The organism is Kitasatospora sp. NPDC088160 (genome assembly GCF_044741445.1).
GTDB lineage: Bacteria > Actinomycetota > Actinomycetes > Streptomycetales > Streptomycetaceae > Kitasatospora.
Map to the genome: position 1 here is coordinate 89261 of NZ_JBIUSS010000029.1, position 21344 is coordinate 110604.

Annotated in this window: 17 protein-coding genes and 1 pseudogene; 9 read left to right on the plus strand and 9 right to left on the minus strand. The window is 71.6% G+C overall.

What is annotated here, in order from left to right; genetic code table 11:
• From ACIOGZ_RS35390 to ACIOGZ_RS35425, 8 genes and pseudogenes are all read left to right on the plus strand, one after another.
• Positions 1 to 840, plus strand: a complete 840-nt coding sequence (locus tag ACIOGZ_RS35390; protein ID WP_363630894.1) for an SDR family NAD(P)-dependent oxidoreductase — start codon at positions 1 to 3, stop codon at positions 838 to 840.
• Positions 837 to 1973, plus strand: a complete 1137-nt coding sequence (locus ACIOGZ_RS35395; RefSeq protein WP_363581133.1) for a beta-ketoacyl-ACP synthase 3 — start codon at positions 837 to 839, stop codon at positions 1971 to 1973. The genes ACIOGZ_RS35390 and ACIOGZ_RS35395 overlap by 4 nt, the downstream gene beginning before the upstream one ends.
• Positions 1970 to 2290, plus strand: a complete 321-nt coding sequence (locus ACIOGZ_RS35400; RefSeq protein WP_363630896.1) for a phosphopantetheine-binding protein — start codon at positions 1970 to 1972, stop codon at positions 2288 to 2290. Before ACIOGZ_RS35395 ends, ACIOGZ_RS35400 begins: the two co-directional genes overlap by 4 nt.
• Positions 2287 to 3531 carry a beta-ketoacyl-[acyl-carrier-protein] synthase family protein gene (locus ACIOGZ_RS35405; RefSeq protein ID WP_400988951.1) on the plus strand — a complete coding sequence of 415 codons (1245 nt, stop codon included), beginning with the start codon at positions 2287 to 2289 and terminating at the stop codon, positions 3529 to 3531. Before ACIOGZ_RS35400 ends, ACIOGZ_RS35405 begins: the two co-directional genes overlap by 4 nt.
• An 80-nt stretch (positions 3532 to 3611) precedes the next feature.
• Positions 3612 to 3965, plus strand: a complete 354-nt coding sequence (locus tag ACIOGZ_RS35410) for an antibiotic biosynthesis monooxygenase (protein WP_363581139.1) — start codon at positions 3612 to 3614, stop codon at positions 3963 to 3965.
• Between the two features lie 127 nt (positions 3966 to 4092).
• Positions 4093 to 4911, plus strand: coding sequence for a maleylpyruvate isomerase family mycothiol-dependent enzyme (locus ACIOGZ_RS35415; protein ID WP_400988953.1), 819 nt, complete (start codon positions 4093 to 4095; stop codon positions 4909 to 4911).
• Positions 4912 to 5029: 118 nt separating this feature from the next.
• Positions 5030 to 5179 (plus strand): annotated as a pseudogene (locus ACIOGZ_RS35420) (Uma2 family endonuclease); the annotation flags it as partial.
• A 138-nt stretch (positions 5180 to 5317) separates the two neighbouring features.
• On the plus strand, positions 5318 to 6781 hold the full coding sequence (locus ACIOGZ_RS35425) for a DUF4157 domain-containing protein (protein ID WP_400988955.1): 1464 nt from the start codon (positions 5318 to 5320) through the stop codon (positions 6779 to 6781).
• A 117-nt stretch (positions 6782 to 6898) separates the two neighbouring features.
• Here the strand turns inward: ACIOGZ_RS35425 and ACIOGZ_RS35430 are convergent, their stop codons facing one another.
• The 7 genes from ACIOGZ_RS35430 to ACIOGZ_RS35460 all read right to left on the minus strand — a co-directional run bounded on the left by ACIOGZ_RS35430 (position 6899) and on the right by ACIOGZ_RS35460 (position 15625).
• Positions 6899 to 11203, minus strand: coding sequence for a trypsin-like peptidase domain-containing protein (locus tag ACIOGZ_RS35430; protein WP_400988957.1), 4305 nt, complete (start codon positions 11201 to 11203; stop codon positions 6899 to 6901).
• Complete coding sequence (locus ACIOGZ_RS35435; RefSeq protein ID WP_400988960.1) at positions 11203 to 11574, minus strand: CU044_2847 family protein; 372 nt, start codon at positions 11572 to 11574, stop codon at positions 11203 to 11205. Before ACIOGZ_RS35435 ends, ACIOGZ_RS35430 begins: the two co-directional genes overlap by 1 nt.
• 412 nt (positions 11575 to 11986) lie before the next feature.
• Positions 11987 to 13156: a pyridoxal-phosphate dependent enzyme gene (locus ACIOGZ_RS35440; RefSeq protein WP_363581149.1), complete on the minus strand. Its 1170-nt coding sequence runs from the start codon at positions 13154 to 13156 to the stop codon at positions 11987 to 11989.
• A gap of 213 nt (positions 13157 to 13369) precedes the next feature.
• A complete protein-coding gene (locus ACIOGZ_RS35445) occupies positions 13370 to 13501 on the minus strand; it encodes a hypothetical protein (protein ID WP_400988962.1) in 132 nt (43 codons plus the stop codon).
• 378 nt (positions 13502 to 13879) lie between these two features.
• Positions 13880 to 14416, minus strand: coding sequence for a hypothetical protein (locus ACIOGZ_RS35450; protein ID WP_400988965.1), 537 nt, complete (start codon positions 14414 to 14416; stop codon positions 13880 to 13882).
• Positions 14391 to 14963 (minus strand): SMI1/KNR4 family protein, encoded by a 573-nt coding sequence (locus tag ACIOGZ_RS35455; RefSeq protein ID WP_363581151.1) that lies wholly within the window; start codon positions 14961 to 14963, stop codon positions 14391 to 14393. Before ACIOGZ_RS35455 ends, ACIOGZ_RS35450 begins: the two co-directional genes overlap by 26 nt.
• Positions 14957 to 15625, minus strand: coding sequence for a DUF1963 domain-containing protein (locus ACIOGZ_RS35460; protein ID WP_363581153.1), 669 nt, complete (start codon positions 15623 to 15625; stop codon positions 14957 to 14959). Before ACIOGZ_RS35460 ends, ACIOGZ_RS35455 begins: the two co-directional genes overlap by 7 nt.
• Positions 15626 to 16219: 594 nt before the next feature.
• Here ACIOGZ_RS35460 and ACIOGZ_RS35465 point away from each other — a divergent pair.
• Positions 16220 to 17371, plus strand: coding sequence for a DNA gyrase subunit B (locus ACIOGZ_RS35465; RefSeq protein ID WP_400988968.1), 1152 nt, complete (start codon positions 16220 to 16222; stop codon positions 17369 to 17371).
• 757 nt (positions 17372 to 18128) lie between these two features.
• Here the strand turns inward: ACIOGZ_RS35465 and ACIOGZ_RS35470 are convergent.
• Positions 18129 to 20381 (minus strand): MMPL family transporter, encoded by a 2253-nt coding sequence (locus ACIOGZ_RS35470; protein ID WP_400988969.1) that lies wholly within the window; start codon positions 20379 to 20381, stop codon positions 18129 to 18131.
• A 119-nt stretch (positions 20382 to 20500) separates the two neighbouring features.
• Entirely contained in the window at positions 20501 to 21145 is a 645-nt protein-coding gene (locus ACIOGZ_RS35475) for a hypothetical protein (RefSeq protein WP_363581161.1), read from the minus strand.
• Between the last annotated feature and the right edge of the window lie 199 nt (positions 21146 to 21344).

Genomic DNA, 21344 nt, shown 5'->3' on the forward strand with positions numbered 1-21344 from the left:
ATGACCATCCTCAACCGCTTCCGCCTCGACGGCCGCCGCGCCCTGGTGACCGGCTCCTCGCGCGGCATCGGCCAGGCCGTCGCCGTCGCGCTCGCCCAGGCCGGGGCCCGGCTCGCCCTCTCCGCCCGCACCGGGCCCGCGCTGAAGCACACCGCCGACCAGGTGGCCCGCTACGGGGGCACCCCCGTCCTGGTGCCCGGCGACCTCGCCGACACCGGGCAGGCCGCCATCGTCGACCAGGCCGCCCAGGCGCTGGGTGGCCTCGACATCGTCGTCCACAACGCCGGCATCCTGCCCACCAACCCCGACGGCAGCACACTCCTCGCACCGCTGCAGCACCTCCCGCAGCACGTCTGGGACGAGGTGGTCGCGGTCAACCTCAACGCCACCGCCGCGATCTGCCGGCACGCCCACCCGTACCTGGCGCAGTCGGACGGCGCCAGCCTGGTGCTGATGTCCTCGGTCGCGGGTCTGGTCGGCACGCCCATGATGGAGGTCTACGCCGCGACCAAGGCCGCCCAGGTCTCCCTCGCCCGCAGCCTCGCGGTCGGCTGGGCCCGCAGCGGGATCCGGGTCAACGCGCTGTGCCCCGGCTGGGTGCGCACCGACATGACGGCCGCCGTCCACACCAACGCCGCGCTCACCGACTGGCTGCTGGCCCACGTGCCGATGGGGCGCTGGGCCGAACTGGAGGAGGTCGCCGCGGCGGCGCTGTTCCTGGCCTCGCCCGCCTCCGCCTTCCTCACCGGGCAGGCGATCGCCCTGGACGGCGGCCTCTCGGTCCCCGACGGCGGCCTTGCGGGCACCCCCAAGCCGCCCTCCCCGTTCGCCGCGGCATGACCTCCCCACCCCCCGTCCCCGCCCCCACCCTCGCCTCCGCCCCCGGTCGCCGTGCCACGGCGGTGATCGCCGGCCTCGGATCCAGCCTCCCGCCCCGGGAGGTGACCAACACCCAGGTCATCGCCCGGGGCGGCCTGGACACCACCGACGAGTGGATCACCGGCCGGACCGGCATCCACCGCCGGCGGCTGGCCGGACCCGGCGTCAGCACCGGGGACCTGGCCACGGCCGCCGCGCGCGCCGCGATCGACTCCACCGGCTCCCCGGGCCTGCGCCCGGACCTGCTCCTGCTGGCCACCACCACGCCGGACCGCCCCTGCCCGGCCACCGCACCGGAGGTCGCCCACCGCCTCGGCCTCGGACCGGTCCCCGCGTTCGACCTCGCGGCCGTCTGCTCGGGCTTCCTCTACGGCCTGGCCACGGCCTCCGCCCTGCTCCGCAGCGGCGCCTGCCGCACCCCCCTGGTGGTCGCGGCCGAGAAGTACTCGGCCATCGTCGACCCCTTCGACCGCGACACCGCACCGCTCTTCGGCGACGCCGCCGCCGCAGTGGTGCTCCGCCCCGGGGACACCACCGAACCCGGTGCCCTGCTGGAGACCGACTGGGGCAGCGACGGCGGCGAGAGCGACCTGATCACCGTGGCCGCAGGCGGCTCCCGACTCCCCGCCACCGAAGCCCCCGGGCGCGATGACCGCTACTTCCGGATGCGCGGGCGCCAGGTCTACGCCCACGCCGTACGCCGGATGGCCGCCTCCGCCGGGGCCGCCCTGGTCGCGACCGGCTGGCAGGCCCGCGAAGTCCAGGCCTTCATCGGGCACCAGGCCAACCAGCGGATCCTGGACGCCGTCGCCGACCGCCTCGGCATCCCGCCACGGCACCGCTTCGGCAACATCCGCGACGTCGGCAACACGGCGGGCGCCTCCGTACCGCTCGCCCTCGCCGACGCCGCCGCCCGAGGGGCCTGCCGCCCGGGCGCCCCGACCCTGCTCACCGCCTTCGGCGGCGGTCTCACCTGGGCCTCCGCCACCCTGCTGTGGCCGGACGCACCCGTACGGACGGCCGCCCCGGAACCCCGGCCCCCGCACCACGGCCACGACCACGACCACGACCACGAGGAGGTCAGCCCACCGTGAACCCCGTCCGCGAGCACCTGGTCACCCTGCTCACCGAGAAGTTCGACACCCCCTCCGACACGATCGGCGACGACGCCGCCCTCGACGACCTCGACCTCGACTCCCTCGCCCGGATCGAACTCGTCGTCACCCTCCAGGACCACTGGGGCGTCGCCCTGGACGACGACCTCGACTCCGCCGCCGACGTGACGGTGGGCCAGCTCGTCGGCCGCATCCACGCCCTGCTCGCGCAGCCCGTCCGGCCCGTCGAGCCCGTCGCGTCCGTCGAGCCCGACCTGTTTGTCGACCCCGAGCAGCCGCCCGGCCCGGCCGCATGACCGCGTCCCGCCCACCGCTCGCCGTCACCGGGATCGGCCTGGCCACCCCGGCCGGTCACGGGGCGGAGCCGACCTGGCGAGGCGTCCTCGACGCCCGCAGCACGGCAGCACCCGACCCGGCGCTCGCCGGGCTCCCCGTCGTTCTCTCCTGCCGGGTCCCCGGCGACTCCGCCGCGCTGGTCGGCGGTCGCCAGCCCTGGCGGCTGGACCGCGCCACCCGCTTCGCCATCGCCGCCGCGCGGGAGGCCGTCGCCGACGCGGGCCTCGAACCCGCGCGCTGGGACGGCGCCCGGGTCGCCCTGGTCCTCGGCTCCGCCGCCGGAGGAGTCGGCAGCTACGAACACGCGGCGGAACGACTCCGCACCCTGGGCCCCTCCGCCGTGTCCGCACTGGCGCTCCCCGCCTTCCTGCCGAACATGGCAGCAGCTCAACTCGCCATCGAGCTCGGCACGACGGGCCCGGTGCTGCACACCGCCACCGCCTGCGCCTCCGGGGCCGCCGCCATCCACACCGCAGCCCTGCTGCTCCACACCGGAGCCTGCGACATCGCCCTGGCCGGCGGCACCGACGCCATGATCACTCCGGTCTGCGTCGCCGGATTCGCCCGGATGAAGGCCCTCTCCCGCAACACCGACCCCGTCCGCGCCTCCCGCCCGTTCGACGCGGACCGCGACGGCTTCGTCATCGGCGAGGGAGCGGGCTTCCTCGTCCTGGAACGCCGGCCGGACGCGACGTCGCGGCAGGCCGCGCCCAGAGCCCTGCTGGTCGGCACCGGAACCGCCGCCGACGCCTACCACCCCGTCGCACCGCACCCGGAAGCCCGCGGACTCGAAGCGGCCGTCCGGCTGGCCCTCGCCGAGGCCGGCTCCTGCCCCGACGACGTCGACCACGTCAACGCCCACGGCACGAGCACCCCGCTCAACGACTCCGCGGAGGCCCGCCTGATCGTCCGGCTCTTCGCCCGGCGCCCCCCGTCCGTCACCTCCGCCAAGGGCGCGCTCGGCCACACGATGGGCGCCGCCGGTGCCATCGAAGCCGCCCTGACGGTGCTCACCGTGCAGCACCAACTCGTCCCCGCCACCGCGGGGTTCGCCGTCCCCGACCGGGACACCGGCGCGATCGACCTGGTCCACGGCGGCCCCCGCCGCCAGCGCCTCCACCTCGCACTGAGCACCTCGGCCGGATTCGGCGGCCACAACACCGCCCTCGCCTTCGCCCCCGCCGCCACCCCCGGGAGCTGACACCGGGACGAGGACGTCATGCGCGTCGCCGTTCAGGAAAGAGCTGGATCGTTCGGCGCATCCCGCCTTACGGTGGCGCCATGAGTGATCACCCCGAAGCACCTGTCGTGCCCGTCGAGGCCTATGAACCCCCCTACTACCTGGCCGTCTTCACGACGGTGCGAACCCAGGACCAGAACGGTTACAGCGAGACCAGCGCACGCATGGAAGACCTGGTGAAGGACGTCCCCGGGTACCTGGGGATGGACCACGCCCAGACCCCTGGCGGTCTGGGCATCACCGTCGGGTACTTCCGCGACGCCGACGCCCTCACGGAGTGGCGGAGCAACGTCGAGCACCGCGCGGCGCAGAAGCGCGGGCAAGCCGAGTGGTACCAGAACTACACGCTGCACGTGGCGAAAGTGGAGCGCAGCCACGGCTTCAGCCGCGTGTAGGGGTCTGCGGGCCCGATAGCGGGCTGACCGGCTCTCGTCGTCCGGGCGGGCCGCGATGGTCAGGGGCCCGCCCGGACCGTGCCGCGGGTCTGGACAGCGGTGCGGGGGTCGGCCAGTCTTCACCAGCATGACCCTCCCGCTCCCCGAGCACGTCCCCGGTGCCGCGCGCACCGCGCTCTTCGAAGCCGTCACCGCCGTCGGCGACGAGGCCGTCGCCCTGCTCGCCGGCGGTCGCGGTGACACCCCGATACCCGGCGCCGAGTGGACGGTCGGCGAGGCCGCCGCCCACCTGGCGATGGCCAACGAGCTGATGGCCGATTTGGCCGCCGGCGAGGAACGGCCGTACGGGGACGGCACTCCGGGTTCGCTGGCTGCCGCGAACGCGGCCTCGCTGGCCAGGCGGCCGGAGCGGGACCTGACCGTGCTCGGCGGGGAGATCGCCCGGCAGGCACGGGAGTTCACGGCGGCGGCCGGCTCGCGTGCCGGCACCGAGCCGGTGCTGACCCCGCTCGGCCCGATGGACCTGGACACCCTCGGCGCCTACCTGCTGACCCACATGCTGGGCCACCTCTACGACATCGCCCTCGCTCTCGGGCGGCCGCACCCGATCGACCGGCACCGCGTGGGGCTGACGATGCCCTTCCTGCGGACGGCGATGCCCCGGGTGCTGGACGCGCGCGCCGCGGCGGGCCACAGCGCCTGCTACCGGCTGCGGGTGCGCGGTCTGGACGGGTTCGCGGTGACCTTCACGGACGGTGTCGCCGTGGTGAGCCAGGAGCCGCCGCGCCGCCCGGACTGCACGATCCTCACCGGGCCGGTGGCGTTCTTCCTCATCGCGCTGGGCCGCTACACCGCCACCGGCGCCCTCGCCCGGGGCAAGGTGCTCGCCTGGGGCCGCAGGCCGTGGCTGGCCCCGGGCTTCCCCCGGCTGTTCGCGGCCCCCTGAACACGGCCCCCTGAACACGGCTCCCTGAACACGGCTCCCTGAGCGGCCCCCTGAGCGTGGCTCCCTGAACACGGCCGCCGGCCGGGCGCGGGACGCCCGTGTCACACCGACGCATCGTGACCTGGCCGTCGTGCCCGCCGAGCCGGCGAAGACGGAGGGAGCGCTCCTCCCGGACCAGACCGTGCTCGTCGTCGAAGTGACATCACCGTCGAACGGTGAAACCGACAGGGTTGCCAAGCGCCGGCGCTGCTCGCAGGTCGGCGCTCCCACGCGCGGGTGCGCGCCCCGGCCCTCTCCCGTGCCCTTTGGAGCACAGAACGGTGCCTGATCGTCCGTTGTGCTGCGCGACGACAGTCCGGCCGGATATGTCAGAGGGAACACCTGTCGCGCCTCTGGAGGGGTTCCCATGCACGCGAAAGACCCCGGCAAGCCGTCGGAGCCGCACCGGCGCCGCGACCTGCCGCGCAAGGCCGCTCCGGCGGCCGACGGGCTGGGGCTGAGCCTCGGGGGCGGGTCTGCGCAGACGGCCCTCGCCTTGCAGCGCGGCATCGGCAACGCCGCGGTCTCGCGCGTGATCGAGCGGTCCAGGCACCAGCACGGTGCGGGGTGCGGTCACCCGCAGGCCGCCGTCGGGGCGGGCGCACCAGTACAGCGGTCCACCGTCCACGACGTCCTGAGCACGGGCGGCAGGCCGCTGGACGACGCCACCCGCACCGAGATGGAAGCCCGGATCGGCGCCGACTTCTCCGACGTCCGCATCCACACCGGCCAGGCCGCCCGAGCCTCTGCCGCTGAGGTCGGCGCCCGCGCCTACACCTCGGGCAACCACGTGGTCATCGGCGACGGCGGCATGGACCGGCACACCCTCGCCCACGAGCTGACGCACGTCGTGCAACAGCGCCAAGGCCCCGTCGCGGGCACCGACAACGGCGACGGCCTGAAGGTCTCCTCCCCGTCCGACCGCTTCGAGCGGGAGGCCGAAGCCAACGCGACCCGGGTGCTGAGCGGCGCTGTCCCCGCCCAGCGGAGGACGGGGGACGCACCAGCCGCCCGCCCCGGTGCGCCGGTCGTGCAGCGCGCCATCACCTACGCCAAGGCCGACTGGTCACGGCAGCACCTCTCGCCGGACCGTTTCGCGGACCTGCTCCACCAGGCGTCCGGCGAGCAGGAAGGTGTCCGATTCAGCGTCCCCTACAAGGAGTTGTTCAAGGCCCTGGAGGAGTCCGCCATCACCATCGAGATCGACGAGCAGACGGACATCAAGAGTGCGCGCGCGTTGTTCGCGCTCAGCAACGAGGGAGAGGGCGGCGCGCTGAGGATCACCCCGCCCAAGGACGACGCCTCTCCGCTCGAACTGCGGGAATTCGCCGCGACCGTGACCCACGAGATGCAGCACGCGCTCGACTCGGTCACCGGCCGTTTCAAGTCCCAGGAGAAGCCGCAGACGATGGCGCAGCGGAAGATCTCCACCGAGTTGCGCGCGTTCGGCGAAGAGGCGGCCGCGGCGCTCAAACTCGCCATGGGCGACGGCTACAGCAAGAGCCAGGGGAAGCTCTCCGCGATCCTGAAGACGATCCCCGGGGACCGGCTCACGCCCGAGCGCAGTCGACTCGCCGGCGAGTTCCACATGATGGACAGCTACCGTGCCGCCAACCGGGACCCCCTCGACGCCTTCGGGGCGGGGATCCCGATCCCCGACAGCGTGCTCCTGGAACGTGTGGCGGGCTACCTGTCCTTCTACAAGCTGGTCGTCGACACCCCGACCAGCGCGGAAGCACTCCAGTGGCTGCGCGCCACCCCGGCGGTGGTGGAGAAGGGGCTGGTGGAGGGGATCGTCCTGTTCCACAACCACCGCCCGCAGCCGGAGTGAGGCCGCGGGCGGTCGGGAGGGTGACAAGTGCGACACCACGTCTATCCGTTGCGGGCGGAAGCCCGGATCTGCGCGTTCACCGCGCAGTCGGCGTCGAATCCGGTGCCGTCCGCGGCTTCAGGGCTTGGGGGGAAGGCAGAGGGGACGGTCGGGTACCCGGACTGGCAGGGTGCGTCGTTCATCGGCGGTGAAGGAGCGGTAGCCGATGATGCGGCACAGGTCTCGCTGCCAAGCGTCGGGGTCGAGGACGATCCGGTGGACGTAGTCGTTCTCGGTGCGGATGAGGAGGGTCTTTCCGTCGTTGGTGGCGTCCAGGAACGTGAGCGGCTCCTGCAGACTGTTGTCGGTCACGTTGCGGAAGTCGTAGGAGTCCACGGAAGGTGGGCCGCCGACCTGGTAGATCCGGATGGCGTTGTTGGCCGCGATCATGAAACGACCCTGGGCGTCGACGAATCGGGTTATGGCCGAGTTCTGGCCCGGTGTGCTGGTGGTGGGGAGGGGGCCGATTTCCCTCTGCAGGGGGTCGGGCCGCCACAGTTCGACGACGCTGTTCCTGCGGAGAACGGCCAGGTAGCGGCCGCTCTCGTCGAACCGGGCCGCGATCAGGTCGGTGATGCCCGGGTTCAGCGACGCTACGGTGTGGCCGGTGCCGATGTCGACGACACGGATCACGGGGTCGTCGTGCACGACCACGGTCAGCTTTCCCTCCTGCCAGTGCGGGCCGACGTACATCTGTGGCGTGCCGTGCTTGTCGGCCGGGGGATGGAACGCGGCCGCGTCGAACTGCGCCAACCGGACGCCGGTTCTGGCCTCCCACTGCTGGATCTGGGTGCCGGAGACCGTCACCAGGCGGTCGTCCCCGTCGAAGAAGTAGCTGAAGTCCTCGGCTGCCGAGTCGACCTGGGATGGTGCCGCGGCGATGCGGGCGACCGCTCGTAGGGTGGACGCGTCACGGACGGAGACGGTGTTCGGGCCGTCCCGGAGCGCGATGAGCGTGTCGTCCCGGTTGGACAGGAGGCGGTCGCCTTTGCCCTTCCAGGCGGGCTGTGGCAGGGCTGTTCTGGTCAGGAGCCTTCCGACGTCGAGCCCGGGCTCGCGGAGTTCGAGGTCGGAGCCGCCCGTCAGGCGGATGGTGATCTTCCTGCCGTCCCGGCTGAGGTGGACGGTGTCGGCCACGGCCGTGTCCTCCTCGCCCGCGGGGATCTCGGTGTAGGAGATGGAGCTCCGTCCCTGACCGACGAGATACTCCTTCCCGCCGGTGGAGAGGAGAACGGATGCGTGCTCGTACAGGTGGCCCGGTTCGTCCACCAACGCGACGGCTTTTCCCCGGTCGAGGTCCAGGAGCGTCAGTTTGGCGGCTTCGTTGATCACGATCCGGTGGCCGTCGGCGCTCGCCGCGATCAGTTCGGTCGCCGGGGCGATCGTCTCCGTGGTTTCGTACGGTTTTCCCACCACGGATCCGTCGGACACCCGGATCAGTCGTACGGTGCTCTTCGTGCCGCTGCCCTGTCCGGGTTCGTGGGTCCGGACGACGGCGACGGTGGCCCGGTCCCCGGAGGGCAGGATCCCTTGGTGATCAGCAGGCACCACCACGTTCCGCGCGGCACCGCCGGCCATGTCCACGGAGGCCAGTCCGGTACCACCGTTGCTGGTCTTCACCAGCAGGGAATGCCCGTCGGAGCCGAACCACAGCCCGCTTCCCATGTCCTGAGGTGCGGCAACGCGGCCGGCGACCGCCCCCGCCTCCAGATCCCACCAGACCAGGCTGTCGCGGGTCGGAACCGCGATGTAGCGCCCGTCGGGTGACATCGCGGTCGCGTCGGCAGGAGCCGCGGAGATCTGCAGCACCCCGTCCACTCGGGGCAGCTGGTGAACCTGGCCGATGGGCGTGGTGCTCTCCTTGTCGACGTCGAACCAGCCTCCCGCCCCGTCGTCGGTCACGAATCCGGCGCGGCGTCCGTCCGGGGAGACCATCAGGTAGAAGGCGTACCCGGCCGGGACCGGCCGGCTGTGGACGGTGCCGTCCCGGCCGCGGACGAACAGGACGACGTGGGCCATGGCGTCGCGGGAGAGGACGACGTCACCGTCCCGGCTGGTGCTGAACGTCCCGCCGGTTCCGGACATGCCCGAGAACAGGGAGTCCGCGCCGGCCCGGAGGAGGTACTGCCGCATCAGCTGGTTCCGGGCCTCCGGCGTGGGCTTCGTCCGGTACGCGGCGAGGGCCATCATCACGGCCCGTACCGGGTCGTAGGTCATGTCGTCCTGGGAGGCCTGGACGAGGGCGCGGGAGTCGGAGTCGGCCTGGCGCTCCGCGGCATCGCGGCGGGCCGTGGCGAACAGGACGCCCAGGGCGAGGGAGACGGTGATCACCGCGACGAGGGCGGTCCGGAAGGTACGGCGCCGACGGCCGCGGGCCCGGTGGTGCCGCCTTGCGAGTTCGAGGTAGGTGCGTTCGGCTTCGGACAGCTCGGCACCGCGCTCGCGCTGCCAGGTGCGGGCGGTGGCGAGGGTGGGCCCGGTGGGGAGCAGGTCAGCGGGTTGACCGGCGTGGTCCCAGCGCTGGCGGTCGTGCCGGACGGACTCCCGCCACTCCAGGAACGCGCGGTCCTCGCCGACCCAGTCGCGCAGCCGGGACCAGGCGGTGATCAGGGCCTCGTGGGCCAGCTCAACGGTCTCGACGCCCTCGGCACTGTGATCGATGACCAGGAGCCGGGTGCCGGCCAGACGTTGGGCGATGTGCCATTCGTCCTCGGCGAGCTCCTGGCGGGGAACGGTCCGGCGGGTGGCACCGGGTGCGCCGAGGGGGACGCGGACGAGGCGGGTGAAGAGCCGGCGGGCGGCCGGCTCCTCCCCGGCGGAGACATGTCTGTCCCAGGCTTGCTCGGCGTACTCTCCGAGAGCTCCGCTGACGTGACCGATCTCCTCGTACGCGCGGTGGCTGAGAACCCCGGCCGCCTGACGCTTCCACAGCAGGTCGAGGGTGAAGCCGAGGAGCGGCAGGGCACCCGCCTCACCGCCCGCATCGGTCAGGATGCGGTCCACCAGGTGGGCCTCGTAGCGCACCGACGGAATCGCTGCCACCGGTGCGGTGACGATCTCCCGGAGCTGGTCACCGGTCATCGGCCCCAGCGCGTAGACCTGTCGGCGGCAGGCCCGGCCAAGACTCGGATGGGCCAGCGCGGTCTCCAGGTAGTCGGCCCGGAGCGTGGTGAGCACGTGCACGGTCCGGGGAAGCGACGGGCCGAACAGCACGGCCGCCAACTCATCGACAGCCGCCAGGTCGGTCCCGGTGAGCATCTCCTCGAACTGGTCCACCAAGACGATCAGTTGATCGGTGCCGAGGCGGGCCAGCAGGAGAGCTGCGAGATCTCCGAGCCCCTGGGCGCGCAGAAGGCCGGTGAGCGCCGGAAGGCGTTCTAGGCGTTCCAGTTCGGTCAGATCCGGTTCCAGCAGCGGAGACAGCGCGGCGGCGAGCGCGGACAGCGGGGTCGCGCCGGCGTTGGGCCGGACCACCACGGCGGTCATGCCCTGGGAGTGCAGGCGGGGTATGACGCCGGCCATCGCGAGGGAGGACTTGCCCGAACCGGAGGGACCGACGAGGGTGGTCCACCGTTCCCGGGCGACCAGGGCGGTGACTTCTGCCGTCTCCGCCCGACGGCCGTGGAAGACCGGGGCGTCGGATTCCTGAAGCGGGCGCAGACTTCGAAACGGTGACGGCGGCAGTGCCAGTTCGCGAAGCTCCGGCCATACGGAGGCGAGGCCCTCGGCAGGGATCAAGTAGCCGGATGGAGGGTCTCCGGTCTCCGCCACCGCCATCATGCCGACGACACCGTCGAGCTGTTCGTCCCACACCGGGCCGCCGCTGAACCCCGGGGAGACCCGGTAGCCGTTGGCGGCCAGGTCGGCCTGGATCCACCCGTTGGCCTGTCGGGCCCTCAGTACACCGGAGTGCCAGACACCGCCCGGGCGGCCGCTCGGCAGGCCGTACGCCCGCACCGTGTGTCCCCAGACGTCGGAGGACTCCACCATGCGGATCGGCCGGGCGCCCGGAAGCGGAGCGGACAGGTGCAGCACGGCCACGTCCCCGGCGCCGTGCGGGTGGGCGGGCGCCCACCGTTCAACCGTCGTGGGAACGCGCGTACCGCCTGTACCGCCTGTGCCGTCAGCTGCGGTGAGCGGGTCGGTGAGCGGGTCGCTGAGCAGCGGGAGGTCGACGTCGACGCGGGCGTCGGCGTCCGGCTCGGCTCCCGGAGGGAGGCCGAGCGCGGCGGACACCACGTGCGCACACGTCAGTATCCGATCGGCGGTCACCAGGAAGCCGAGGCCGACCGGGACGCCTCGACGGTCGTGGATGCGTACGACGGCGGAGGCCAGCGCATCGGGCCCGGCCCCGTCGACGGCGTCGGCCCGGGACGCGGACACTAGGCCGGGTCCGAAGCCGCCGGAGGCGCCGATGCCTCGGGGGTCTGCCGGTTCCAGGTGAGCGAGACCTTGAAGTTGGCCTCCGCGGCGGTACTGGAGATCACCACGTCGGCCTCGGCCGACAAGGACAGGCCGAACTCGATGCTGATCTCGTCCGGGGCGTGCGCCAGGCCCCGGAACCCCTCGATGAAGTTCTGTGCGACCGGACGCACGCCGGCCAGCATGTCCCCGAGCGAGCGTGTCGCCCGAGCCACCACCTGTCCGGGCCGGGCGACCTGCACCAGCCCTTCCCCGACCTGCTCGATCTCCACCCGGACCACGTCCTGTCCCTCGCTCACCGAGCCGACGGGCAGTTCCACGAAGTACGCCATGATCCCCCCGGATCTGGTCAAAGTCCCCGAACAGAGCACCGCTTGTGAGGTGTCGCCTGCTCACCGTAAAGGCCTACCGGCCTCCGCGTCCCGGAATCATGACTGTCAGTCAGCTCGGGCTCCCCGTCGCCGGCGGTCCGCGCGGTGGTCCCGCTGGTGAAGGGAGCCGGCGGCCCGGCCGTGGCGCGAGAATCCTGCCGCGACGCAGATTGCCCTCGGGCGCCGCCAGTGGGCCGCCCGCGCCGCATCGGCCCCAGGGCTCCGAGATCCACGCCCCGAACGGCATCCCGGCGCCTGCCTGCCCTTCCCGGACACCGGCGGCCGAGCCGGTCACGATCCCGCCGGGAATCCGTGAACGGGCCCCGGAACGGCTCCACCGCCGTTCCGGGGCCATCTTGTCGGCGCGTAGGCGTCACATGTTCCACAAGGCCGTCGTGGGGCGAGGCGTGGGGGGAACGGAGGTGGGCGGGGCCCAGACGCCGTTCTCGAAGAAGTCCTTGATGGTGGTGTACCAGGGCTTGTAGACGATCTTCTGATCCGCCAGCCAGGCGTCGTTGTAGTACTCGTTCGTGTAGCGGTCGCCCGGATCGCACATCACGGTGGCGACGCTTCCGAGTTGGGGGCCGTCGTTCATGCCGAGCAGGATCTGGATCGCGCTGAACACGCCGGTTCCGGTCGAGGGCCCGGCGTGGATGCCCCATTCCGTCCGGTCGGAGAGGTAGCGCATGGTGGCGACCGACGCCGCGTCGGCGACGCGGATCATGCGGTTGACCGTGGTCGGCACGAACGAGGCCTCGACCCTGGGCCGGCCGATGCCCTCGATGTGCGAGCCCTGGTCGGTCACTGCGGGGTCCTTCCAGTACCAGCCGTCGAAGTACGCGGAGTGCTCCGGGTCGGGCACGCACACCCGGAGCTTCTTGGCGGTGTACCGGGCGTAGCGGGCCACCGAGGTCGTCGTGCCGCCGGTGCCCGCGCCCATGGTGAACCAGTCCAGGTTCGGTAGGCCCTTCAGCAGTTCCGCCGCGAGACTGTGTTCGCCACGCCAGTCGTAGGACCGCTCCGCGTACGTGAACTGGTCCATGAAGTGGCCGTCATAGCGCTTCGCCACCCGGTGGGCGTACTCGACGATGTCACCCGACACCGGGACCACGGTGCCGCCGTACTCCTCGATCTTCTTCTGCTTCTCCGGGGCCGTGGTCTTCGGCACGACCGCGTAGAAGTCGATGCCGAGCTTTTGGCAGTACCACGCCTCGGAGATGGCCGTCGAGCCGCTGGACGCCTCCACCACGGGGCGGCCTTCCGCCAGCCGGCCGCTGGCCAGGGCGTGGGTGAGCAACGCCGCCGCGAGCCGGTGCTTGTGGCTACCGGACGGCTGGTCGGCCTCTCGCTTGATGTGCAGCTTCAACCCGTTGAGCTGTGGGGGCAGCGGAATCTCCTTCACCGCCGTCTCCTTGGGCGCGAGTTCGCCGCGGATGCGCTGGATGCAGGCGTTCACCCACTCCCGGTCGTCCGGGTAGACGTCCGACTCGTCGTCCCCCTCCACCGCCAGGACCTTCTCGTCTACGCGTTCCATCACACTCATCAGCAGTCTCCGTCCAGCTCATCGAGCTCCACCCGCCCACGCGGGGCGGCATCCGCCCCAGCATGGGAGGCGCGACGGCCCCTGGTGGGAACGCGGTGCTTGCGACACGCACTATTCGTCGAGACAGCGCAACGCGCCCGGTCCGCCCGCGAGCTGGAGGAGCAGCTCAGGCAACTCCGTGCGCGGCGTAGCGGAGTCTGTGAAGAGGAACGGTCAGCTCCAGATCAAGGAAGGACCGTCTCGGCCGGGGTTGTCGAGGCCGTTCCGCCAGCGGAGTTGCAGTCGGACGCCCTGGACGAGCAGGTGATCGGGCAGCTGCTCGCCGGTGGCGAACTGGTCGTCCACAACGCCCGAAGCCCTCGGGCCTCGGTTGTTGCCTCGTGCTCCGCCAGGATCGCGGCGAGGTCGGCACCTCCCGTCCACAACCGCAGCTCCCCGTGGGCCTTTTGGTGGTCGGAGGCCAGGTGCACGGCAGTGCGGACTGGGCGGGCCAATAGACCCTTGATGCCGTGAACCGTCTTGTCGTCGGCGCGTGTTGGGGAAGGTCGAGCACTGGTCGAAATGCCTCAGGCCCTGCGAGATGGACGTCCGGACCGATTGAGCAGCCCGAACGGTGGGCAATGTGCGCTCAGCCAGCTCAGCCAGCTCAGCCAGCTCAGCCACCCGGACCGGCGTGTGGCGGAGGCGACAAGTAGCCGAGGAGTGGCCGAGACCAGCGGGAGGTCAGGGGCCGGTGACCCGCAGGCCGACGCGCGTCGGCTCGGGCTGGAGGACGATTCCGGTCGCAGTTGCGACCCGGGCGGCGAGGTCGGCGAGCTCCTGGTCGAACCCGGCAGCCCTGGCTGCCCCATGAGCGGTGACGGTGAGAGTCCGGCGTTCCGGGCAGCGCACGCCGTCGGCGACGGCCCGGCCGGGTCGGCAGCCGGCAGGCTCCAGGAGCCACCCGGCGCTGGCGCGGAGGTCGCCATCGCTGTCCTGATGGGCCGGGCAGCTGCGGTCGGACCAGTGTGTGGCCTGGGCGGTGGTGCGGTCCTGGTCCGTGCTGGCCAGAACCGCGTCGGGGGCGGGGGCGCTCGGGACGACGTACGGGGCACCGAATGGTTCGGGATCGACGGCGTAGGCGCCACGGGCCATGGTGAGACCCGGCTGGTCGCCCTCGTCCTGGTCCGCAGAGCGCTGCTCAGGTAGTTCGTCGAGACTCCGCAGCGGCCCGGCCAGGCCGTTGAGCGAGGGCTCACCCGCGGACCTCGTAGCGTGCACCCGGCCGAGGCCAGCTGGAGTCCATGAAGTCGGGGCGGTCGATCCGGTGGAAGCAGCGGACCAGGAACTCGGTGAACGTTCCGGCGGTCTCGAACCACTCGCCCTCATCACTGCTGATGATGATCCGCCACTCAGTGGGATCGTCCTCGACCGCGCGGAAGAAGTACCGGCTGCCGTGCTCGTCGCTTCCCCATAGCAGTAGCACGCCTGATCGGGCATCGGACTCGTCCACCTCCCAGTAGCCCTCGGCGATCTCGCCGTACCAGGCTGGACGCTCGGGTGGAGGTCCCCAGTGGCGCTCCAACTCGGCCGGTGTGGTGTCCATCGGCCGGTCGATTGTCAGGTAACCGTCCACCGAGCCGGGGCCGTACAGGTCGAGGAACGCCTTGAAGTCGGCCGGCAGCCGGAAACCGAGGTACCGCTCGCTGGCATCCCAGATCGCGGGTCTGGCCCAGCCCCAGCACGAGGGTTCCCCGAGCAGCGTGCGTAGCTGCTCCAGCGCGGTTCGGCTCTCTGGGCGGGGGCGGAGGGTTGCTGCTGTCAGCATTGCCACAGGAACACGGCTTGTGTGCAGGGCTCGCACGCGAAGGCGTAGGCCTCGCCGCGACCGCCGAAGTTCATCGCTGTGGCGTGGTCCCGTCCTTCCTCGAGCTGGACGACGAGCCTCATCTGCCGTGCGCAGGTGGGGCAGGCAGGGGTCTCGTCGTTCTGCAGCCAGGCGGGCTGCCCGCCGAGTTGGCCGAGGACGTCCAGAGGAGTCCGGCCCGGCCGGCTCGCCCACTCGTTGCAGGCCTGGCTGTAGTCCGCTGTCGTGGACGGAGTCTCGTACGTGACGGCGCTCACCGAGCCGAGGGGGACCGGCTCCTGGTCGTCGTCCTCGTCCAGCGTGTGCACCGGGATCGGCTGGAGCGCGGCTGCGGGGAAGATCAGCGCGCGGTTGCCGCCCGCCTGCGGATCCCACTCCTCGCACATGCCCGGATCGTTCTGGCACATGAACAGGGCGAGCGTGCCCCGTCCCTCGGCGGTGCCCTGGCCCGCGTGGCGGCCAAGGTCGTCCAGGAGTACCTGGGCCAGGAACTGCATCGGTCCGTCGCAGGTGGCGCACTGCGGCCAGGTAGTCCCGGCCGGGGCCAGCGGCACGCCGCCGGTACGGGTGGTCGGCGCGTCGGGTTCGGTGGTGCCCGCGTACGTCATCAGGGTCGTTGTCACAGATGGCGACTGTACGACAGGCCGCTGACACCATCTCGGCGTCCCGTCATGACAGCGGGAGATGTTGCACGCCGGGGTCAGCGCCACCGGGACCAGCCGGATCGCGGCGACGGCACCCGGACCATCGTCGACGACCAAGGGCAGCCGACGCCCTGGGGCTCGGCTGATCGCCTCGCAACACACGCCCGACGCCACCCGAGGCCGCGGACTCAATCGCATGCGAAAACGTCGTGCCTCCACGTCCGGCGCCAGGAATCCGGACAGCTGGAACGGCCCACTCATCAGTCGGGCCGTCCGGCTCTGCGGGCCCGAATGGCCGCGGAGCCGGACGGTTCGGGCGTCATCCACGACCGCACCGGGGCGACGTGAAAATTCCTGAAACTCGTGGCCCCGCAGCCGCCCGGAACAGTGCCGCAGACGCCCCTCGGAGGGCCGCGGCCGGATTGCGGCGGCAGTGCGCACCCATCCCGGCCGGGCGCTCGCGATTGCCCCTCAGGGGCCCGTCCGCGGCCTCGCCAAAGTGGCTTTGACCTGGTGTTTTCTCGGAATCTCGTAGGCTGGGGAGCTCTGTCGGACACCCTCGGAGGGGGCATCATGAGCGAGGAATGCAAGGCGTACGACGCCAGCGCGATCGTGGTTATCGAGGGCCTGGAGGCCGTTCGGAAGCGGCCGGGGATGTACATCGGATCGGTCGGTGAACGCGGCCTGCACTACCTGGTGTTCGAGGTCGCCGAGCGGGCGATGGACGAGATCCTCGGCGGCACCGCCAGCCGTGTCGAGATCGCCCTCACCGCCGACGGTGGCGTCCGCGTCGCCGACGACGGCACGGGCCTCCCGGTCGGGCACGCCGGCCACAGCGACGGCCCTGCGCTGGAGAGCCGGTTGGCCGTGCTCTGCTGCGGGGCACAGCCTGCCAACCGGCGCTCGCTGCTCGGCGGCTACTTCGGCGTGGGACTGGCCGTCGTCAACGCGCTGTCGGGCCGTCTGACGGCCGAGGTGCGGCGCGACGGCGCCCGCTGGGTGTTGGAGTACGAGCGAGGCGTAGCTGTCGCGACGCCTACCCGCACCGGACCGGCCGACGACAGCGGGACCGCGATCACCTTCCGGCCCGATGCCGAGATCTTCGAGACACTGGAGTTCTCGTTCGACGCACTGGCCGAGCGCTTCAGGGAAATGTCCTTCCTGAACCGGGACTTGGACATCACCCTGACCGATGACCGCGACCCCGCGGCGCCCCGGGCCGTCCGCTTCCGGTTCCCGGGCGGACCGAGGGACCACATCGCGGAGCAGAGCGCCCCCCTCCACCCGGACGTGATCGGTCTCGAGCGCGAGTACTCCGAAATGGAGGGAACTGTCGAGGTGGCTTTCCGCTGGTGCGACACCCGCGAGGAGCGGGTCGCAAGTTACGCCAACAGCCGGCCGACCACCGGCGGCGGCACGCACGAGCTCGGCTTCCGCGACGGCCTGGCGGCCGCGGTCAACGCCTACGCCCGCGAGCAACAGCTGCTCACCCCGTCCGACCCCGACCTCACCCCCGCCCAGCTCGGCGCGGGCCTGACGGCGGTCGTGTCGGTGAAGCTCGATCGCCCCGAGTTCGAGGGGGCCACCCGCGACCGACTGGGCAACGGGCCCGTCCGCGCCTGCGTGACCGAGGCCGTCCGAGAGCACCTGGCTGCCTGGCTCCGCGCCAACCCGGCACAGGCGACCGCCGTCCTCGCCCGGATCTCGATGACCACCCGCCGCTGACAGCACACCGAAGACACCGAAGGCCAGGTCGGGATTGGTCCCCGGCCTGGGCTTTTCGGTGGGCGCAGCCCGCCTCCGGCCGCCCGGACACCTGGCGCTCCCTCGCCGTCGCCTGGCGGTCCGCCGGCGCCACCCACCTCACCGTCACCACCGACGACCTCTCCCTACTGGCCCCCCTGCAAGCGGCGCTGACCGGGTAGCACGCCGGCTCAGGACACGGAACCGCCGATCAGGCCATCGCACGGTCTCCAGAGGCCCGCGTACGGCCTGGCACTGTGGCGCAGGAGGCGTGACCTGCGTCAACTTCACTCCAGGACTTGATGGTTCGATGCCTGCCGGCCGACTGGGGGTGCTCCCGACCGGTCGCCAAAGGGGAGGTGGGGCGGTCAGAGGGGCAGGCCCTGCCAACCGCCGAGGGGGTCTGTACGGTGACCGGCTCTCGCTCACTTTCGGTGGTGACGTTCGGTAATTTCCGCTACCTGCAGTGATCCACCCGGTTCACGCTGGGAGCCGGCGACTCGACTCTTGGGCGCGCCGCAGACAGGGAGGGCGGCCTGGGGCACGCGAGTGGTTTGACCAGGCACTTTTGCCATGACCTTCCGTCACCACCGAAAGTGAGCCAGAGCCAGTCGCTGGACAGACCCCTACTAGGTGGATCACGGATTCGGAGCGGGTGGGGAGGGTTTCGCGGTCGCGGGCGAGGCGGCGGTGGCCAGCGCCGTGGCACGGATCCCCGCGCTTGGAAGGTAGGACAAGCTCAGGGCTCGGTGATGGTCAGGGCGGGGGGCTGCGGTTGATGTCGGTCGGGGCGCTGCCCCTGCGTCCGACGGGGGTGCCACCAGTTCCACCGCCCCAGCAGGGTCATGGCTGCCGGTACCAGAAGGCAGCGGACGATGGTGGCGTCCACCAGGACACTCACCACCAGTACGACACCGATGAGTTGCATCACCGCGACCGACGATGCGGCGAGTGGCACGAGGGCGGTGATGAGTACGGCGGCGGAGGTGGTGATGAGGCGGCCCGTGTGCTGGACGCCTTCGACGATGGCGCGGCGGTTGTCACCGTGGCGCAGGTATGCGTCGCGGATGCGTGCCACCACGAAGATCTCGTAGTCCATGCTGACGCCGAAGGCGATGCAGAAGATCAGCGGTGGCAGGAGCGGGTTGGTGGTGCCGGGGGGAGCCGAGCCGAACAGTGCCGCGTAGTGGCCCTCTTGGAAGAGGAACACCATCGCGCCGAAGGACGCGGTCAGACTGCACAGGTTCACCACCAGCGCTTTGAGTGCGATGACGGCGCTGCGGGTGAACAGCACCATGAGCACAGCGCTGATGGCACCCACCGCGAGTGCGGCCCGCAGGGTCAGGGTGGCCATCGAGGAGCGGGTGTCCGCCAGCGCGGCGCAGTCGCCAGCCACCATCACCGGACCCGGAGGGGAGTGCCAGGTGCGCAGCGAGCGCACCAGTTCCGCGGCCTGGTCGGAGTCCACGGGGAGTTCGGTGGTGATGGCGAACCAGGTGCCGGTGCCGGTACTGCGCACGGTGGCGCCAGCGGGGGCGGAGGCGTAGCGCAAGCCGTGGACGAAGAGCCCCTCCGGGCCTACGACGGTCAGGACGCCGGCGGTGCGGGATGCCTCGGCGGCGTAATGGGCCGCCTGTGCGGAGTGTGCCGGCACCTCGGGCAGCAGGACCAGTGGTGTGGCCGTTCCGACGTTGGGGAAGTTCTGACGCAGGTGGTCGGCGACGGTGCGCTGCGGGGCGCCCGGGGGCAGCCACCGGTCGTCGATGTAGCCCCAGTGGACACGGGCGAACGGCGCGGCCAGTAGCAGCAGGACGCCCGCGCAGGCGAGCAGGACGGCTGTCGGCCGGCGAACCACCCGGCCGGCCTGACGGCCCCACCAGCGGGCCACGGCATCGTCGGTGTTACGGTGCCGTGCCCACCGCAGGCTCCCCCGGTCCAGGACCAGTCCCAGCCTGGAGAGCAGGCGTGGCAGGACGAGGACGGCGCTCAGCCCGGCGAGGACCGTCACGCAGGCGGCGGCCACGCCCAGCGAGCGCAGCATCGGCATGGGGAAGAGGATCAGAACGCTCAGGCACAGGGCCACGGTGCCGGCCGACATGATGACGGTGCGGCCGGCGATGCGGGTGGTGGTAAGGACTGCGGCCTGGGGGTCCTGGCTCAGGGCGAGTTCCTCCCGGAAGCGGTTGACCATGATCATGCAGTAGTCGACCGAGAGGCCCAGGCCGAGCGCCACGACGAGGTTGGGGGCGAAAGCCGAGACTGGGCTGACCTGTTGCAGGAGCAGGAGGACGCCCTGGGCTCCGGCGATCGCCAGGGCGGCGATGACCAGGGGCAGGGCGGCGGCTGTCAGGGAGCCGAAGGCCCAGAGCAGCACACCGGCGACCAGGGGGAAGCCGAGCATTTCGGTGACGGGAAGTTCGGCTCTGCTGCGTTCCTCCAGGGCACGGTTGTTCAGCGCCCAGCCGGTCGCGGTGACGGCGAGTCTGTCCTCCTGACGGCCGCCGAACTCGTGGGCGAGTTGCACGGCGCGGTCGCTGACGTGCTTGTCATCGCCGCTGATCCGTACCGCGATGAGTGCCTCGCGTCGGCTGCCGGCCAGAAGCCTGGGGTCGTTGAGGGTCCACCAGGACTGGGCATAGACGACGTCGGCGCCGGCGGCAACACGTTCGGTGAGTCGGCGGCCCGCGGCCGCGGTCTGGGGGTCTGCCACGTCGTCAGGGGTGCTGACGATCAGTTCCAGGTTGGGGCTGCCCGCGCCGTACTGGTCCTGTAGGAGTCTCTCGGCCTGTGCGGAGGGGCTTCGGGTGTCGAGGTATCCGCCCCCGGTGGCTTCGGCGCCCGCGAGCACGGTGAGGAGGCCGCAGGCGCCGAATACGAGGAGTGCGGCTGGCAGGGCGCGGATCAGGCTTCGACGGCCGTGGCCGTCGGGCCGAGCGCCGGCCGGTCCGGTGCGGGGTCCGGGAAAGGTCGCGTGGATCCGACCGTCAGCCATGGTGTGATCGATTCTCGGGTAGTGGCCGGCGTTCGTGACCGCCGGTGGGCGCAGACGGCGCGGGTGCGGGGCCTGGCCGGTCGAGGTGTCCGGCCAGGCCCCGCACGGCGCCTTCGTGCTCAGAGCAAGGCGTGGGCCTCGCCGCCGATCACGCCGGTCATGGCGGTGACCGGTGAGGCATTGGTGCAGGCTCCGGTGAGGGACTGCACCGTCTGCGAGAGGGAGACCGAGTCGCCCACGTCCCTGCCGGCGGTGACCTGGGTCCCGTCGGAGTCGTCGGTGATCTGGGTGCCCATCGGTTTGGTGGAGTCGATGGCGACTGTGTCGTGCACGTCCACCGTGCTGGTCGTCCCGTCGCTCCAGGTGACTTTGTTGGTGCGGGTCAGGGGGAACGTGCCGCTGCAACCCAGGACGCTGGTGCCGGTTCCGACGGTGAAGGACACGGGGTGGGCGGTTCCGGCGGACCCGTCGGGCGAGGCGCAGTTCTGGAAGGTGCCCGCGCCGGTGACCGTCTGGGTGGTGGGGGTAGGGGTGATGCCCGGCGAGAAATGGAGGGTGTAAGTCGCCTTGCAGGTCTCGTCCTCCGCTCCGATCAGCACCCGGTGCGCAGGCGTATGCGACTGGGCCCGGGCCTGCCAGGCAGCGCCGACCCCGACCGTCAGCAGGAGGGCGACGGACCCGATCCTGAGCAGGCGTGAGCGCTGGCCGCCGACGGGGGGCTCGGCTTTCGGGCCCTCCGGGGCCGGCCGCTTCTCGAAAACCATGGCTCTTCCTTCCGAGGCTCGGCAGGCCCGCTGGCCCACCGCTCTCAGAGAGTATCCATTCCATTACTTTCTGTTTCGATTCGGCGCTCGGGCGGGTCGACCCAAGTCCTGTGGGTGGTCGTCGCGGTGGCTGTCACCCGGGGGAGGTCGGCCATCGGGGTGATGTCTGCGGGCCCGCTTGCCGAACCTGTCCCCGGGA